Genomic DNA, 17275 nt, shown 5'->3' on the forward strand with positions numbered 1-17275 from the left:
TTATTGTCGGACGACCCCGATGGCGGCGGGCGAGACATAGCGCGTGGTCGAGATGCCGCCATCCACCGCGATGGTCTGCCCGTTGACGAACCCAGCCTCGTCCGAGGCGAGGAAGGCCACCATGTTGCCGATATCCGCTGCCGAGCAGTCGCGCTGAAGCGGGGTCAGTTCGTGGTTGGTGCGGCGGAAGAAATCGAGATCCCAGAACGCCGTCGTCATTTCGGTGCGCACCACTGTCGGCGCGATGTAGTTGGATCGGATGCCGCGCGGGCCATATTCGGCCGCCATCGTCTGCATCAGCCCGATCTGCCCAGCCTTCACCGTGGAGTAGGCCCCGCCGCCCGGCGTGCCGTAAAGCCCCCAGGTGGAACCGATGAAGAGGATCGAGCCGCCCTCACCCATCACCCGCAGCGCTTCACGACAGAGCCGAAACGGCGCGCGCAGGGAGATGCCCAGCACTTCGTCGAGCATCGCGTCGGTCGTCTGATCCACGGGACCGAAGTTGAACGATCCGGCGTTGTTCACCAGCACGTCCAGCCGACCGAACTTCTCCACCGCGACATCGACAATGGCGCGTGGTGCTTCATCCGCAGTGGCATCGATGGCAATGAAGTCGAACTCCATCGTGCCTGCCAGCGCGTCCTTCAGCGCCTGCAGCTTGCCTTCGTTGCGCCCGGTGCCGAGGACTTTCACGCCCTTTGCCCCAAGTGCGCGCACGATCGCCTCACCAATGCCGCCGGCCGCTCCGGTGACGACTGCTACCTTGCCTTGCATCTGTCCTGCTCCGCTTGTTCCGTCACCGCCTGAAGAAGTAGCGGGATCCCCGCCTTAACGGGGATGACGGGAGTATTTTTGTGCGTGTCTGGTTTTAGGCCTGCTTATCGAAGCTTCGCCAAATCCAATCACCTCGTCATCCGCGCGTAGGCGGGGATCCCGCTTCCTTAAAACTCAGCCCACACGCTGATTACCGGCACGCTCGGCAATATCGTTGGCGGCAACGAACCCGAAGGTCATCGCCGGCCCGATCGTCGCCCCTGCCCCAGGGTAAGTATCGCCAAACGGCGTCCCGGAGTTGTTGCCCGCCGCGTAGAGCCCGGCAATCGGCTGCCCGGCCCCATCGAGCACCCTCGCCCGCGCATCGCATCTGAGGCCACCCTTGGTACCCAGATCGCCGTTGTTGATCGGCACCGCATAGAACGGCGCCTTGTCGATCGGCCCGATGTTCGGATTGGGCGTGGAGGACGGATCACCGAACATCTGGTCATAGGGGTTCATGCCCCGCCCGAATTCCGGATCGACGCCCGTCTTCGCATAAGCATTCATGTTGGCGACAGTCTGCCGCACCGCCTCCACGGGCAGATGCGTCTTGGCGCAAAGCTCCTCGATCGTATCGGCGCGGAAGACGTAGTGATCCCACCAGTCCGCCGGAACCTTGTGCTCGGGCGTATGGACCGTGGGCATTAGCCCTCCGGCGCTGAACTTCTTGCGAAACTTCGCATCGAAGATCAGCCAGCACGGACAGTTGGCACCGCTCTCCACCTGATCGCGCACCATGGCCTGCCCGAACTGGTCGTACCCGCAAGCCTCGTCCACGAACCGGACACCCTTGCGGTTCACCACCACGCTCCAGGGGCGGCCGACATCGAACGCCGCCTGATGGATCTCATGAAAGTTCGAGGCGCCCTTCATCGGCAGCGTCATCGTCGGGATCCACCAGCCCTGCGAAGTATGTTCGGTGGAGGCCCCGACCGATTCCGCCGCGATCAGCGCCTCACCGCGATTGCCGTCCTCGGGCGTGGACGAATGCCGCGTCAGGCCCGGCACCGGGTAGAAGCGGTCGCGCAGTTCCTGATTCCACTCGAACCCGCCTGCCGCCAGCACGACGCCATGCCGCGCCGCGACTTCGTACTTGCGGCCGAAATTGGACAGCTCGATGCCGGTAACACGCCCGCCCTCATCGACCAGCAGTCGCTCCAGCCTGGTTTCCATGCGCAGATCCACCCCGCGCGCAAACACCTGCTCATACGTCGCGCCCATCAGCGCTGCGCCTTGCGTGAACCGCTTGTCGCGGTGGGATACCTTGCGGGTAGGGCGGTCCACCCAATACCGCCCGATCATCTTGCCCGCGACCATGCGCCAGCCCTTGGACTGCATCATCAGCGCAAAGGTCTCGGTAAGGTCCATCGCATAGCGGCCGAACAGCTTGAAGCGGTTGTACTGTTCTCGCATCAGCGCATAGCGGCCATCGCCCAGCCGCCGTCCATCGAATGTCGGCACGATCACCGAACGATCGGCGCGCGCGCCGGCACGCCCCGGAAAATAGTCCGGCCACGCCGCAGCCATCACCGAAACGCCGGTGGACTTGAGGAAACGCAGCATCCGCGGCGCTTCGTCCACGAAGGCTTCCAACCGCTCGCGGTTCACCGGCACGCCGATGGTGGCATCCAGATAGGCCAGAGCGGCTTCGCGGCTATCCCCCTGATCGCCGTCCAGCCGATGGTTCGGGATCCACATCACCCCGCCCGACGTGGCCGAAGTGCCGCCGAACTTGTGTGCCTTCTCGACGATCAGCACTTTCATGCCGAGGTCGGCACTGCGCAGCGCCGCCATCGCCCCGGCCGAGCCCGATCCCACCACCACGACATCGAAGCTTTCAGTGCTTCCGTCCTTGGCTGCCACCCCTATTCTCCCGAAACGCATGTTATTCGTGCGTCTTATCGCGTCGGCGGCTTGCCCACGAAATGACCGCCACGGTACAGCGTCTTGCTTGGTCCTGCCTTGCGCGACTTGCGTACCCCGCCTGCCCTTGCGTCACGGCGGCGCGGCACGCAGGTCGCGAAGGCAGGACTGCCCAAGCCACCAAAGCGAAACCGGGATGATGATGACCGAAAAGACCTTCGTTGCCGCCGCCAAACTGGAAGACGTGCCGCCCGGCACCAAGATCGTGGTTGAGCTGAACGGGATCAGCGTGATCCTCTGCAACACGAAGGACCGCATCTTCGCCGTGCGCAACTTGTGCAGCCACGCTTACGAGACGCTGGAATGCGGGCGCATGCGCAACGGCTGGATTTCCTGCCCCGTCCATGGCGCACGCTTCGACCTCGAAACCGGTGCGCCAATCAATCCACCCGCCACGATGCCGATCGAGACGTATGAGGTGCGGGTCGAGGGCGAGACGATCGAGGTCGCAATCTGAAAAGGCGTGAAAGGCCGAGCTTCATGAACCGCCCCGAAGACGCGCCTGCGGCATTTGCAGCTGCATGGAACGCGCATGATATGAACGCCTTGGCCGCGCTCTTTCACGAAGATGCGAGCTTCGTGAACCGCTTTGGCCACTACGTTCGCGGTGTCGAGGCGATCGTCGAACTGCATCGCCCTATCCACGAGACCATCTACAGCGACTCCGAGCTGCGAAACGACCTGATCGACATCATGCCGATCAGCGATGGCGCAGCGGTCGTTCATTTCTGGAGCCGTCTGACGACGGGCCCAGCCCATCCGGCCGGCCCACACGCGATCGATACTTTGATCCTTGCGGTACTCACCAGGCGCAATGAGAACTGGCGCATTCAGGCGCTGGAAAACGTCACCCTGACGAATCCTCGAACGGGGGAATCCGTTCTCCGACCCTGACGACCATCCCGATATCGCAGCGGCGACCCGCCCCCGTCTGGACGCCCCGACAGCCGACCGGCAAGGACAGGGCATGACCGATACTGCCGATCTAGAAGCCCTGCGGAGCGAAGTCCGCAGCTTCCTCCAAGCCGAAGCGCCCACCGGCTGGCGCGATGCCAGCCGCACGCAGGACGATTTCGTCCGCACCCAACGCGACTGGTTCGGCAAGCTCGTCCGCGCCGGCTATGCGATCCCGCACTGGCCTGACGAGTATCCCGGCGGCGGTCGCAGCCTGGCCGAGCAGAAAGTGATCTATGAGGAACTGGCCGGCGCCGATTGCCCGCGCCTGCTGCTCTCCTTCGTGTCCACCTACCACGCCTTCGCCACGCTGCATGAATGCGGCAATGCCGAGCAGAAGGCGCGCTACCTGCCCAAGATTCTCGAAGGTGAGACCTGGTGCCAGGGCTTCTCAGAACCCGGCGCCGGATCGGACCTTGCCGCGATCAAGACCCGGGCCGAACTCCAGTCACGCCCGGATGGCGACGTCTACGTCATCAACGGCCAGAAAGTCTGGTCGACGATGGCGCAGTTCGCAGACAAGTGCCTGCTGCTGGCGCGCACGTCGTCTGACGGCGTGAAGCAGGCGGGCATTACCTACCTGCTGATGGACATGAAGGCGCCGGGCGTCACCGTCCGTCCGATCCACCAGATCCAGGGCGACGAGGAATTCGCCGAGATCTTCCTCGATAACGTGGAGATCCCGGTCTCCGAACGCGTGGGAGAGGAAGGCAAAGGCTGGGCCGTGGCACAGGCGACGCTCGCTTCCGAACGCGGGCTGACGCTGATGGAGCTGTCCTACCGCATGCGTGGCGCGCTGGGCCGCGTAGCCAAGCTGATCCGCGAGCATGGGCACGAGGACGATCGCGGCGTGCTGCGCGATTTCGGCACATTGGTGACGCAAGTCGACGCCGTCTGCGCGATTGCCGACCAGTTCCTCGACAATCGCATCAAGGGGATCGAGCGCATGGGTGACGCCTCCATCGTCAAGAACGCCTACAGCCGTGCGCTACGCGCTTACTCCGCGCTGGGCGTGCGACTGGGCGGGATGGACGAGCAATATGTGGCGCCGATCACCTTCGGCGATCTCAATACCGGCAACTGGATGGCCGATTTCATGAATTCCTATGCCTGGACCATCGCCGGCGGCAGCGAGGAAGTGCAGCGCAACATCATCGCCGAACGCATGCTGGACATGCCGCGCGAGCCGAAGGGGTGGGTGCTGTGATCGAACTGAACGAACTCACCGACGCTGCGCAGAAGGCGTTCCCGGCGGAAAAGCTCTCCCCCTCGCGCGATCAAAGCTGGCAACTGGCCGCCGAAATGGGCTGGCTGATGGTACGCCTGCCCGAAGAAGACGGCGGCCTTGGCTTCACGCGGGAGGCTTCGACCGCGCTGCACCTGGAAATGGGTCGCGTGCTCTCCGCGATGCCGCTGATCCCAGCCCAACTTGGCCTTCAAGCAGTTGCCGCCAGCGAAGACTTTGCCGAGCGCGCGGATTGGCTGGAACGGCTGGCGGGCGGCGAATATGCGCCGCTGCCGATGCTCTCCGCCAAGATGACCGAGGGATCGGACGGCTCTGTCTCGGGCACGATATCGGGCGTGTTCGAAGCGGACATGGCCGTCGCCGTCGTCGCGCAGCTTCCCGGCGGTTATGCACTGGTGCCGCTCGATGCGCCGGGCGTCTCGATCGTCGATCGCGCGATATGGGATCCCAGCCGCCGCCTGTTCGACGTGGTGCTGGACGGATACGCGCCCACGCTGATGCTCACCGACGCGACGGGCGCGAAGGCATTGCACGACCAGCTTTCGGGCGAAGCGCAACTGGCGCTCGCGGCGGACTGCATCGGCGCGGCGGGCGCGGCGTTGGACATGACGATCGAGTACATGAAGGTCCGCCGTCAGTTCGACCGGCCGATCGCGCTGTTCCAGGCATTGAAGCACCGCGCCGCCGACATGAAGACGCGCATCGTCGTGGCCGAGGCCCTGCTGTGGAAGCGCGTGCGCGACGATGGTGCCAGCGTGACCGAGCTTGCCGCCGCCAAAGTCCTCGCCGCCGAAGCCTTCCGCTTCGTGACCGAGGAGATGGTGCAGCTCCACGGCGGCATCGGCCTCACCGACGAGCATCCTTGCCATCTGTTCCTCAAACGCGCGCTGCTGAACCTGCAACTCTGCGGCAATGCCGACCTGTGGAACGAGCGCGTGGGGCGTCAGGCGCTGGGCTAAGACTTATGGGGATTCAGCCAATGAAGACCCGCAAACCAAAATCATCCGATTAGCTCCCGTCATCCCGGCGAAGGCGGTGATCCCGCTTTTCTTCGGGCGCGGCGCAAAGAAGCGGGGGCCCGCCTTCGCGGGGGCGACGGTGTGTTTGGCGTGAAGTACTTTCTCCACGGTCAGTCTTGAGACTGGATTCCGCCCCAGGAAGGCCCACAGACCCTAAATTGCCGGGGGCTTGCGCAACCTCGCCCGGGCGGTGACAGTTGGGACTCTTCGAAGTCCTGCGAGGAACCGCGCCACGATGAGCGAAACAGGCAGCTTCGCTGCGCATTTCAAGGCCAATATCGTGCTTTACGGCGCGTTGGCGGCCAACCTTGGCATTGCCGTCGCCAAGTTCGTGGCCGCCGGGATCAGCGGATCGTCCTCGATGCTGACGGAGGGCGTGCACTCGCTGGTGGACAGCGGCAATCAGGTACTGCTGCTCTACGGCCAGAAACGCGCCAGCCGAAAGCCGGACCCGACGCATCCGTTCGGCTATGGGCGCGAGCTTTATTTCTGGGCTTTCGTGGTCGCCATCCTGATCTTCGCGATCGGCGCGGGCGTGTCGATCTACGAAGGCTTCATCCACATCCAGCAACCGCACGCTATCGAGGATCCGACGCTCAACTATATCGTGCTGGGCATCGCATTCCTGATGGAGGGCGCGTCGTGGGCCCTCGCCGTGCGCGAATTCGATCGCGGGCGCGGCGAGCAGACCTGGTGGCAGGCGATCCATCGCAGCAAGGACCCGCCGGGTTTCATCGTGCTGTTCGAGGACAGCGCCGCGCTGATCGGCCTCATCATCGCGGCGATCGGCGTCTGGGCCTCGATCCACTTCGCCGACCCGCGCATCGATGGCGTCGCATCGGTACTGATCGGCTGCGTGCTGGCGGGCGTTGCCGTGCTGCTGGCCCGCGAATCCAAGGAACTGCTGATCGGCGAGGCGGCCGACCCGGTGCTCATCGCCCGGATCCGGGAAGTGCTGGACGGCAATCCGCGCATTGACGCGGTGAACCACATCCGCACCATCCACACGAGCCCGCAGGCGATCTTCGTCGCGATCAGCGCCGACTTCGCGGACGACCTGAGGATGGGCGACGCCGAAACGCTGATTGAGGAACTGGAGTGCAGGATGAAAGCGCTCTCGCCGTGGATCACCTCGATCTACATTCGGCCGGAAAAGCGAGCGGATGCGATGGTTTGGTGACCTGCCCCTGCACGGCGTGACCGGTCATTGGGGATCACGTCGTTCTGTGAACGGCCAGAGCGCAGGCGCAGGACACACGCGCTCCCGCCTCACCATCCCGTCGCCCCCGCGAAGGCGGGGGCCCCGCTTCCTTTTGCCTCGCCGCGAAGAACAAGCGGGATCCCCGCCTTCGCGGGGATGACGAGCTAAGTTGGGTTGGGGCGGCTGGGGGCGGTTGGACTGACTCCGGGATCGGCTTGGGGGAAGCAATCTCCGGTGCCTCCGCTGCGTTCGCCCGCTCGATAACGCCAAGCCCAAGCACTAACACGAAAAGGCCCCCGCATCACTGCGGAGGCCTTCCGTTTCAGTAACGGCAGTACCGTATCATCCCATCGCGACGAGGCGCTGAGCCTCGGCGATGATCTCGGGCGGCTGCACGAGGAAGGCGTCTTCCAGCTTCTTGGCGAACGGCACCGAGCAGTAGGGCGCGCCGAGGCGCCCGACCGGGGCCTTCAACTTACCGAACAGCGTTTCCTGCACGGTCGCGGCGATTTCCGCGCCGGGACCGAAGTTGCGGCCCGCTTCGTGAACGACCAGCAGGCGGCCGGTCTTCTCGGCCGAAGCCAGCACGGTTTCCTTGTCCCACGGAGAGATCGTGCGCAGGTCCACCACTTCGACCGAAACGCCCGCCTTGGTCAGTTCCTCATAGGCCTGCATGACGGTGAACATCATCTGGCCGTAGGAAACGATAGTGATATCCGAACCCGGCGCGACGACATTCGCCTTGCCTAGCGGGATCGGGCCCTGGTTCACCGGCACGTCCATCGGCACGAACAGCGTTTTGCCGCTTTCGACGATGATCACCGGATCGGGGTCCTGGATGGCCGAGAGATAGAGGCCCTTGAAGTCAGCCGGGGTCCAGGGGATCACCACCTTAATGCCGGCGGTGTGACAGAACCATGCCTCGTAGAAGTCAGCGTGCTGACCTGCGGTCTGGTTGCCCGCGCCGGTCAGGGTGCGGATCACCATCGGCACCTGGCTCTGGCCGCCCGACATGAAGCGCAGCTTGGCCGCGTGGTTCACGATCATGTCCATGGCCACGGTCGTGAAGTTCATCAGCATGATTTCGGCAACGGGCTTGTAGCCGCCCATGGCCGCACCGATGGCCGCGCCGATGATCGCCTGTTCCGAGATCGGCGTGGAGCGCACGCGCATCGTGCCGAACTTGGTGGAGAGGCCGCGGGTAACGCCGACGACGCCGCCGCCTTCGTTATCCGCGATGTCCTCACCCAGCACGAGAACCTTGGGATCGGCCTCCATCGCCTCCATCAGCGCGGCGTTGATCGCCTGGAGGCCGTTCATCTTGACCGTTTCCACGGCGGTCGCTTCGAGAGTTTCAGTGCTCATGCCGGAATCTCCTCGGCAAAGACGTCGCGGCGCAGTTCGTCGTCGGACGGGTATTCGCAGGCCATCGCGAATTCGATGGCGTCGTTCACTTCGGCCTCGATCTTTGCGGTCAGCGCGTCGAGTTCAGCCGCAGTGGCAATGCCGTCGTCGATCAGCTTCTGGCGGTAGATCGGCAGCGGATCCTTAGCGATCGCCGCGGCCTTTTCTTCCTTGGTCATGTAGCCGTCCGCGTCGCCGAAGACGTGGCCCATGAAGCGGAAGGTCTTGCATTCCAGCAAGGTCGGCCCCTCTCCCGCACGGGCGCGCTCGATGGCGGCGTGGGCGTGGGCGTAGACGTCGACGGGGTCGTTGCCGTCCACGGTATAGCCCGGCATGCCGTAGCCGATCGCGCGCTTCGAGATCTGGTCGACCGAAGTGCCGTTCTCGTAACGGGTGTGCTCGGCAAAGCCGTTGTTCTGGCACACGAAAATCACCGGCAGCTTCCAGACCGAAGCCAGGTTCAGCGCCTCGTGAAACGCGCCGATGTTGCTGGCGCCGTCACCGAAATAGGCCACGGTCACTTGCTTGGTGCCATCCAGCAGCGCCGCCCAGCCGAAGCCGTTGGCGATCGGCATGGACGAACCGACGATGCCCGTCGTCACCATCACGCCGGTTTCCGGGTGGGTGAGATGCATCGGGCCGCCCTTGCCCTTGCAGGTGCCGTCGACGCGGCCGCAGATCTCTGCCCAGAGCGGGCGGAGCGGCATGTCCTTGGCGACCATGTCGTGGATGCCGCGATAGATCGTGCAGATCTTGTCGTCGTCGTTCAGCAGCACCGAGATGGCCGAAGGAATGCATTCCTGCCCGCGCGCCGAGTAGTACGGCGCGGTAATGCGGCCGCGACGGATCTGGGTGCGGGTGGCGTCGTCGTTGCGCTCGATCCGGATCATCCGGCGATAGATGTCGAGCTGGGTCTTGGCGTCGGGCTTGGCCCGGTTCTCCAGTGTCTGGCTCATAGGTCCTCTCTAGATCAGCCTCATTCCGCCCTTGCATGAACGGGGCTGGCTGAACTCAAGTTCAGTACGCCACCCACCCCCGGGCGCAAGAGTGGGTCAGACCGCCTCGGCGTTATCCGCTTCCAGCCGCGCCTGGGCGAGCTTGCGAACTTCGCTTGACTTCACTTTTTCGCTGCCGGTGATGGCGTAATCCTCGTCGCGGAAGAACAGCACGCGGCGGGGCACCTTGAAGCTGGCGATCTGCGCCTTGCACGATGCGATCACGGTCGCCTCATCCACCACCGCGCCATCCAGCGGGACGATGCAGGCGACCACCATCTCTCCCAGCAGGTCATCCGGCACGCCCACCGTCTGGGTGCGCTTCACCCCCGGAATCCGGGCGATCACCTCGTCCACCTCGATCGGCGCGACATTGGCGCCGCCGGTCTTGATCATCTCGGTCATGCGCCCTTCCCAGAAGAAGCGCCCGGCCTCGTCGACCCTTCCGGCGTCCCCGGTGCAGAAAAAACCTTCCGCGTCGAAGCACTCCTCGGGCGCCTTGCCGAGGTAGCCGGACATCAACGTCGGTCCCTTGATGCACATCTCTCCCACGGTCCCAAGCGGCACCACGCGGCCCGATATCGGCTCGACGATCTTTAGGATATTCCCCGGCAAAGGCGCCCCGAAAGACCCTTCCACGCGGCCTTCGGCATCATCCGCAACGAACGAGGTGCAGATCGTCATCGTCTCCGTGCAGCCGAACGACATCGGCACTTCCCACTGGGTGGAGACGGTCGGATGCTGCCAGATCAATTCCCCGCGCGGCACGTACTTTACGCTGGACAGGTCCGCCCCCGCCCACTTCGGCGAGGCCTGAAGCCGCGCCCACTGATGCGGCCGGCCGTTGAGGAAAGTCACCCGCTCCTTCTCGGCCAGTTCCAGCGCCTCGTCCGCGTCGAACATGCGCTGGAGCACCACCGTGCCGCCGGTCGAGAGCGCCGTGCCAACCACCATCGAGATATTTCCGGACCAGAAGAAGCCGTTCCCCGTCCAACTGCGTACCGGCTCATGCATCGCGAACAGCCGCGGCCAGCGCCACCACTGCACGGCAAAGGCGCGCTGGGAATGGACTACCCCTTTGGGCAGGCTGGTGGTGCCGGAGGAGAAGAAGATGCCGCCAATATCGGCCGGATGCACTGCATCGGCCCGAGCCAGCACGAGTTCGTCCGCCACGCCGGCACCGTGGGCGATGAATTCGTCCCAGGTCTCCACCGCTCCGCCCGCGCCCACGGCGAAAGGCTCCTCCTCGCCCGGCGCTCCGCCCAGCGCGACCAGTTGCCGAAGATACGGGAACTGCGCCGAGGCCAGACCGCCTCGCGATGCGGAAAGCATTCCCGGCGCCAAATCGCGCAGCATCGCGCCGAAATCCTTCTTCAGCACCCGCGCTTCGTAAATCAGCAGCGTGATTTCGGAGGCGCGCAGCAGGTGGTCCAGTTCCTGCGGCGTGGAGAATGTGCTCAGCGCCACCGGCACCCCGCCGGCCAGTGCGGTTCCGAACAGGCTGGAGAGGAATTCCGGCCGGTTGGTCATCAGGATGCCGACCCGTTCCCCCTTGCCGATCCCGCAGGCAACCAGTGCCCGCGCCACGTCCATCGAGCGGGCGAGCAAATCCTCGTAAGTCCACGCGATGCGGTGTTCACCTTTGCGGAGCACCACCGCCTCACGCGGGCCGTGGCGGGCCGTCACCTCCCGCAAATAACCCGCGATCGTATGCGCGCCCTGCCCCGGCTCGTCCGCCAGAGGGGGAGCCTGCACCAGCGACCGGTCTGGGTCGGGCAACTCGCAGCGGGCGGTGCCGGCATGGTGCATGATTTTCAATCCTCCCAGTCGCAATCATCGTCTTTCGACGGGCCTAGCAGCGCGGCGAAGCGCAGCGAAAGGCGCGAAAATGCGGAAGGTAGGCCCAGTCACTTCGCTGCGCCGACGCAGGCAAACAGATTGCGTGGAACCGAACGGCGTTGCGTTACTTATTGCACATGGAAGGTTCGCTGCATCCGTTCAGCCGAGCGAATGCACGGCCGGCCAGAATCGCATTGTTCACGATTGCCCGCTCGGGTTGGACCGTTGCGGGGCTGTTAAACACTTAGTCGACAAGGAGTGCATGCGATGTCGCCATATCTGACGAGATTCGCCCCGATAGCCATCGTGCTTGTGGGTTCGGTCGGCCTCGGCGGGTGCGCCACCAAAGGTTACGTGAACGATCAGATCGCCACGGTAAACCAGCGTATCGACGGTCTCGATTCCCGTCTCCAGCAGACGGATGCCACGGCGAAGCAGGCCTTGGCGGAAGCCCAGGCCGCTTCCGGAACTGCACAGCAGAACGCCCAGCGGATCGACCAGCTGAACGGCCGGGTCGATAGCGTCGAGCAGCAGTTGCGGGCCGCCCCGCGCAAGAAGGCGCGTAACTGAACGCAGGCTCGGTCTGAGCCTGTCCTTGTTGTAAAGCATGTGTCGGCGCCGGTCCTGGCGCCGACCATTCCCATGCCTGCATTCTTCGAGTAGATTAACACGATGATCAGTGTTTCCCTGGCGTTTGCTGCGCTCACGCTGGCCGGCGCGACGCCCGCTGATGCCATTCCGACAGACTTAAACGCTCCGGCAAAGACGCACGCCTCGGGCCGCACGTCGGTGAAGGCGAAGGCCCCGGCGAAGGCGAAAAGCCCGGCGAAAGTCTCCGCGAAAACCGCAGCCACCGAAGCGGACAAGGCGGAAGGTTCGGATCAGGCGGGGGAAGCCGGGCTGACCGCTGAAGCGGATCGGCAAGACGCTGCCGGAATGGCTTCGGAATACACCCCAACCCTTTCGGACTCTGCCGCGCTGGTCGCGCGCTGGATCGCATCGTCCACGGACAACGGCAAGCTGCCCTACATCATCGTCGACAAGCCGGCAGCGCGTGCCTACCTGTTCAGTTCCAAGGGCAAGCCGCTAGCCGACGCTCCGGTCCTGATCGGCAAGGCACTGGGAGACGAAGCCACGCCCGGCATCGGCACCAAGTCGCTGTCCGAAATCGGCCCCGCCGAAAAGACCACGCCGGCCGGTCGCTTCCTGGCGAAGTTCGGCATGGCGGCCGGAAACCAGAAAGTGCTCTGGGTCGATTACACGACCTCGGTGGCGCTCCACACGATCCCGGTCGGCAACAAGGAAAACCGCAAGGCACGAATGCTATCGGCCACGATCGACGACAACCGCATCACCTTCGGCTGCATCAACGTGCCCAAGGCCTTCTACAACAACGGCGTGGTCCCGCTGTTCGAGAAGAAAGGCGGCTATGTCTACGTGCTGCCGGACAGCACGCCGCTGGAAGACGTGTTCCCCCGCGTTCGGGTCCAGACCGTACTGGAGGCGGCGCAGAACTGACGCTACCGCGCGCCTGACCGTTTCAGGTGTGCCCCGCCAAGGGTCGCGCCGGCTTCTCGTCCCGACGCAAGGTCAGCACCTCCACACCCGTTTGCGTGACGGCGACCGTATGTTCGAACTGGGCGGACAGCTTGCCGTCGTTGGTGACGACGGTCCAGCCATCGTCTTCGGTCGTCACCTTGCGGCTACCCTGGTTCACCATCGGCTCGATCGTGAAGACCATGCCTTCGCGCAGTTTCATCCCGGTTCCGCGCCGCCCGAAATTGAGCACTTGCGGATCTTCATGCATTTCGCGGCCGATGCCGTGACCGCAATATTCGTGCACCACCGAATAGCCGTTCCGCCGGGCATGCTGCTCGATCGCGAAACCGATGTCGCCCAGACTGGCGCCGGGTCGGACCTGCCGGATACCCTGCCACATCGCCTCCTGCGCGACCTGCACCAGCCGCTTGGTTGCCGGGGGAACGGTGCCGACAATGTAGGTCTTGCTGGAATCCGCAATGAAACCGTTCTTTTCCAGCGTGATGTCGAGGTTGATGATATCCCCGTCGCGGATGACCTCATCGACATTGGGCACCCCGTGACAGACGACGTGGTTGATCGAACAGTTCAGCACGTACTTGAAGCCGTACTGCCCCTTGCTCGCCGGCCGTGCGCTCAGGTCCACGGTAATGAAGCGATCGACCATGTCGTTCACCGCCATCGTCGACATGCCGGCAAGCTCATGCCCGTCCAGCATCTCGAACACCGACGCCAGCAGCTTGCCCGAAATGCGCATCAGCGCCAGTTCCTCGGGCGTCTTCACCATCGCATTCTTCATGTCAGGCCGCCGCTGCGTCCGGAACGTCCAGCCCAGGCGCCTGCGCGGTGGCAAGCTGCCTCTTCACGATATCGTTGAAGGACAGCGTGGGATTGGCTTCCGCCAGCATGCCGACTTTCATCCAGAATTCGGCCTGGGCATTGATGGACCGGCACATCACCGTGCTGGCGCGACGCGCTTCTTCGTGCAGGTCGTCGGCGATTTTCACAATGCCCATTGATGGCCTCTGGAGATAACGAACATATGAATCGTATATGATTCGTATATCGACAGGTCAATCGGGCATCTTTTGAGCAGCAGCGGGGCGATAGCTCGCTCTCCGCGACCTACCGGAAAATTCAGAAAAATCTCCCGGCAGGTCGCAGATATTTATGAGATTGCAGCAGGTTGATCAGAGCTGGTTGCCCAACCCGGCGGCGTGCTTGGCGGCTACCCAGCCGAACGTCATCGACGGACCCACGCTGGCGCCAGCACCGGGGTAGACGCGGCCCATCGGCGATGCCGTGGTGACGCCGCAGGCATATAGGCCCTCGATCGGGGTGCCATCCGCCTTGAGGACGCGGGAATCGCAATCGCAGACCACGCCGCCATAGGTGCCGACATCGCCGGGCACGATGGGAATGGCGTAGAACGGCCCCTTCTCGATAGTGCCCATGCAGGCATTGGGTCCGTCCTTGAAAAACGGATCGCCCAGCCAGTTGTCGTAGGCGCGCTCGCCGCGATGGAAGTCTTCGTCCTTGCCGCCGCGCACGAAGCCGTTCCAACGCTCGACGGTGGCCTTCAGTGCGTCCGAAGGCACGCCGATCTGCCGGCCCAACGCCTCCAGGCTGTCCGCCTTGCGCATCCAGCCGGAGGAGAGCCAGCCGGTCATGTTCTTCTTCGCGGTGCCTTTGCCGGCCACGGCGTATTCGTCCATGTACTGCTGGTCCATGATCGCCCAGCTGGGGATCGCGGGAACCGTGCGGTTGCGCACCAGCATGTTCTCGCAGAATTCCTCATAGGACCCGCCCTCGTTCATGTAGCGGACGCCGGTCTGGTCGACCTGAATGGCGTGTGGCTTTCCGGTGGTGCTCTGGGTGCCGGGCTTGACGTAGTCGGTATCCCAGCCGGGCGCCTCGCTCATCTGGAAGCCCACCATTTGGTCCATCTGCGCCAGCACCGCGCCCTTGCGTTCCAGTTCGACGTGCATGTCGCCGGCGTCGCTCTCGATCCCGTTCGACCATGCCGCGCGGGTGCCGGGCATGTACTTGTCACGCATCTGCTGGTTCTGCGAGAAGCCACCCGCGTTCATCAGGACGCCCAGCCGCGCGCCGACGCGCCACGGCTTGCCATCCTTCACGGTAACGACTCCCACGGCCTTGCCGTTCTCGACGATCACTTCGTCCACCGGCGATTCCAGGCGGATATCTGCGGCATCCTTGGCGATCACCGCCTTCAGCATCCGCCCCTGCAACGCCGCGCCGGCAGTGACCCAGTGCTTGCCGGTCAGCTTGCCCGCGATGATCTTGAGCCCGACGCGCACGAGCAGCATCTTGATCGCCCACGAGTGTTTGGCGAAAGGCATCTTCATGCCGTCATCCAGCTTCACCGGCACTTCGGCGAAGCCCTGCCGCAACCGTCCGGCCCAGTCCTTGCCCAATTCGTTCTTGTCGAACGGCAGCGCGGTGACCGTACGACTGGTTTTCACGCCGCCGGGCAGATCGTCGTAGTAGTCCGGCCAGAAGGTGGAGCCGCGCTCCATCGCGACGCCTTGCGAGACGATGAAGTCCAGCATCTTGGGCGCTTCGCGGGCATAGGCGCGGCGGCGTTCGGGGCTGGTGCCGGGGCTGTCTTCCCCATCCGGTACTACGGAATCGAGATAAAGGCAGGCCTGTTCGAAGCTGTCCTCACCCGGGTTCATGAAGCGGTTGTTGGGGATCCACATGACCCCGCCCGACTTCGCCGTGGTACCGCCCACCCAGGGCGCCTTTTCCAGAATGACCACCGACTTGCCCGCCTGCTTCATCAGCAGCGCCGATGCCATGGAGCCTGCCCCGCTGCCCACGACCACCCAGTCGAACGTCTCGTCGAATTCGGCCATTTTGCCCTCTCACACGCGCCCATCGCTTGCATCACGCGGGCTTTGGCCGAGGTAGATCGGACTTGCCCGCACGATGCAAGCAAAGCAGGCCGCCAAGGCCTTGCCGACGCAAAGGTTTCGCCGGGGCGAAGGGTTGGGCTTCCGAAAGATTGCAGGGTGGCCGTTGCCGCCGCTGCGCTTATGAGCAGGGAAACGAGGGAGACATGCCGAAATGAGCGATAATGTGCCGCCGCTGCCGGAATTCGGAACCATCCTGCTCGCACGCGAGGGACGGCTGCTGCGCCTGACGCTCAACCGGCCGGACGCGATGAACGCGGTGAACCTTCAGCTTCATGACGAACTGGCCGAGGCACTGTGGTTCGCGCAGGGCGATCCCGGTTCGGACGTAATCGTCATCACCGGCGCGGGCCGCGCCTTCTCGGCCGGTGGCGACCTCGACCATATCGAGAACTCGGCACGCAACCCGCACTTGTTCGATCACGAGGCGCGGATTGCCAAGCGGATCGTGCTGACGCTGCTGGATATCGACAAGCCGGTGGTCTGCCGCCTCAACGGCCACGCCGTGGGCCTGGGCGCGACGCTGGCGCTACTCTGCGACGTAATCTTCGCGGCCGAAGGCGCCAAGATCGGCGATCCGCACGTGGGCATCGGCCTTGTGGCGGGAGACGGCGGCGCGGTGATCTGGGCCCAGCGCATCGGCCTTACCCGCGCCAAGGAATTCCTGCTGACGGGCGATCTGCTTACCGCCAGCAAGGCTGCGGAAATCGGCCTGGTCAACCACTGCATCCCGGCGGATGAACTGGACGCGAAAGTCGACGCTTTCTGTGCAAAGCTGCTGAACGGCGCGATGATGGCGATCCGCGCGACCAAGGTGCTGACCAACCTGGAACTGAAGCGTCTGGCCACCGCCGTGCTGGACGCGGGCATCGCTTATGAGAGCGTCTCTGTCCGCAGTGCGGATCATCTCGAAGCGGTAATGGCGCTGAAGGAAAAGCGCGCACCGAAGTTCATCGGGCGATAAGGAACGAGCCCTCGCGCCGAGACCGGCGCGAGGGCGGACTGCATCAGGCCGGCAGCACCGGTTCGCCCAGTTCGGAGAACAGCGCGGTATAGCAGCTCGCCATATCCGAAGCGTCGCTCTGCGTCAGTTCGCCGGCGGCGGTCGCCTTGCCGATCGCGCCGAGCAGCGCCATCGGATCGTCGCACTCGATGTCATAGATGGCGAGATAGGGATTGGCGTCGTTGCCGATCAGCTTGGCCACCAGTTCATAGCGCTGCGCGCCGTTCATGCCGAACTTGTTGACCAGTTCGGGCAGGTGCTTGGTGTTGTACCATTCGTGATAGTCCTGCTCACGGCCGGGCAGCGGCGTGGTCAGCGCGACAAGCTTGTAACGGGGCATCGGCATCCTCCTGTTCCTATATGTTGGCGGCGAACATCACCCCGCTCCGCGCCGTGTTGC

General features: G+C 64.1%; 17 protein-coding genes. 8 read left to right on the top strand and 9 right to left on the bottom strand.

Features of this window, described 5'->3' with window-relative positions:
• A complete protein-coding gene (locus WBP07_RS07100) occupies positions 1–774 on the bottom strand; it encodes an SDR family NAD(P)-dependent oxidoreductase (protein ID WP_395395115.1) in 774 nt (257 codons plus the stop codon).
• A 174-nt stretch (positions 775–948) separates the two neighbouring features.
• Positions 949–2679 (bottom strand): FAD-dependent oxidoreductase, encoded by a 1731-nt coding sequence (locus WBP07_RS07105; RefSeq protein WP_395395116.1) that lies wholly within the window; start codon positions 2677–2679, stop codon positions 949–951.
• Between the two features lie 202 nt (positions 2680–2881).
• Here WBP07_RS07105 and WBP07_RS07110 point away from each other — a divergent pair, with 202 nt between their 5' ends.
• The 5 genes from WBP07_RS07110 to WBP07_RS07130 all read left to right on the top strand — a co-directional run bounded on the left by WBP07_RS07110 (position 2882) and on the right by WBP07_RS07130 (position 7138).
• Entirely contained in the window at positions 2882–3196 is a 315-nt protein-coding gene (locus tag WBP07_RS07110; RefSeq protein ID WP_395395746.1) for a Rieske (2Fe-2S) protein, read from the top strand.
• A 23-nt stretch (positions 3197–3219) separates the two neighbouring features.
• Positions 3220–3633 carry an SgcJ/EcaC family oxidoreductase gene (locus tag WBP07_RS07115; protein WP_395395117.1) on the top strand — a complete coding sequence of 138 codons (414 nt, stop codon included), beginning with the start codon at positions 3220–3222 and terminating at the stop codon, positions 3631–3633.
• Positions 3634–3706: 73 nt separating this feature from the next.
• Entirely contained in the window at positions 3707–4900 is a 1194-nt protein-coding gene (locus WBP07_RS07120) for an acyl-CoA dehydrogenase family protein (RefSeq protein ID WP_395395118.1), read from the top strand.
• A complete protein-coding gene (locus WBP07_RS07125; RefSeq protein WP_395395119.1) occupies positions 4897–5898 on the top strand; it encodes an acyl-CoA dehydrogenase family protein in 1002 nt (333 codons plus the stop codon). Before WBP07_RS07120 ends, WBP07_RS07125 begins: the two co-directional genes overlap by 4 nt.
• A gap of 295 nt (positions 5899–6193) precedes the next feature.
• Positions 6194–7138: a cation diffusion facilitator family transporter gene (locus WBP07_RS07130; RefSeq protein ID WP_395395120.1), complete on the top strand. Its 945-nt coding sequence runs from the start codon at positions 6194–6196 to the stop codon at positions 7136–7138.
• A 363-nt stretch (positions 7139–7501) separates the two neighbouring features.
• Here WBP07_RS07130 and WBP07_RS07135 read toward each other — a convergent pair whose 3' ends face one another.
• The 3 genes from WBP07_RS07135 to WBP07_RS07145 form a co-directional block, all read right to left on the bottom strand.
• Entirely contained in the window at positions 7502–8524 is a 1023-nt protein-coding gene (locus WBP07_RS07135) for an alpha-ketoacid dehydrogenase subunit beta (protein ID WP_395395121.1), read from the bottom strand.
• The gene (locus tag WBP07_RS07140) at positions 8521–9519 is read right to left on the bottom strand and encodes a thiamine pyrophosphate-dependent dehydrogenase E1 component subunit alpha (RefSeq protein WP_395395123.1); all 999 of its coding nucleotides are present in this window, start codon (positions 9517–9519) and stop codon (positions 8521–8523) included. The genes WBP07_RS07135 and WBP07_RS07140 overlap by 4 nt, the downstream gene beginning before the upstream one ends.
• Positions 9520–9615: 96 nt before the next feature.
• Positions 9616–11367, bottom strand: coding sequence for a class I adenylate-forming enzyme family protein (locus tag WBP07_RS07145; RefSeq protein ID WP_395395124.1), 1752 nt, complete (start codon positions 11365–11367; stop codon positions 9616–9618).
• A 297-nt stretch (positions 11368–11664) separates the two neighbouring features.
• Here WBP07_RS07145 and WBP07_RS07150 point away from each other — a divergent pair, with 297 nt between their 5' ends.
• On the top strand, positions 11665–11967 hold the full coding sequence (locus WBP07_RS07150; protein ID WP_395395126.1) for an Lpp/OprI family alanine-zipper lipoprotein: 303 nt from the start codon (positions 11665–11667) through the stop codon (positions 11965–11967).
• Positions 11968–12069: 102 nt separating this feature from the next.
• Entirely contained in the window at positions 12070–12915 is an 846-nt protein-coding gene (locus tag WBP07_RS07155; protein ID WP_395395127.1) for a L,D-transpeptidase family protein, read from the top strand.
• 22 nt (positions 12916–12937) lie between these two features.
• On the opposite strand, the gene map is transcribed toward WBP07_RS07155, so the two are convergent.
• The 3 genes from map to WBP07_RS07170 form a co-directional block, all read right to left on the bottom strand.
• Positions 12938–13723 (bottom strand): type I methionyl aminopeptidase, encoded by a 786-nt coding sequence (map, locus tag WBP07_RS07160; protein WP_395395747.1) that lies wholly within the window; start codon positions 13721–13723, stop codon positions 12938–12940.
• Between the two features lie 13 nt (positions 13724–13736).
• Positions 13737–13952, bottom strand: a complete 216-nt coding sequence (locus WBP07_RS07165) for a ParD-like family protein (protein ID WP_395395129.1) — start codon at positions 13950–13952, stop codon at positions 13737–13739.
• Between the two features lie 174 nt (positions 13953–14126).
• Complete coding sequence (locus WBP07_RS07170) at positions 14127–15815, bottom strand: FAD-binding protein (protein ID WP_395395130.1); 1689 nt, start codon at positions 15813–15815, stop codon at positions 14127–14129.
• A 211-nt stretch (positions 15816–16026) separates the two neighbouring features.
• Here WBP07_RS07170 and WBP07_RS07175 point away from each other — a divergent pair, with 211 nt between their 5' ends.
• Entirely contained in the window at positions 16027–16836 is an 810-nt protein-coding gene (locus WBP07_RS07175; protein ID WP_395395131.1) for an enoyl-CoA hydratase/isomerase family protein, read from the top strand.
• 43 nt (positions 16837–16879) lie between these two features.
• Here WBP07_RS07175 and WBP07_RS07180 read toward each other — a convergent pair whose 3' ends face one another.
• A complete protein-coding gene (locus WBP07_RS07180) occupies positions 16880–17215 on the bottom strand; it encodes a hypothetical protein (protein ID WP_395395132.1) in 336 nt (111 codons plus the stop codon).
• Positions 17216–17275: the final 60 nt, after the last annotated feature.

It is taken from the genome of Novosphingobium oxfordense (genome assembly GCF_044029435.1).
Taxonomy (GTDB): Bacteria; Pseudomonadota; Alphaproteobacteria; order Sphingomonadales; family Sphingomonadaceae; genus Novosphingobium.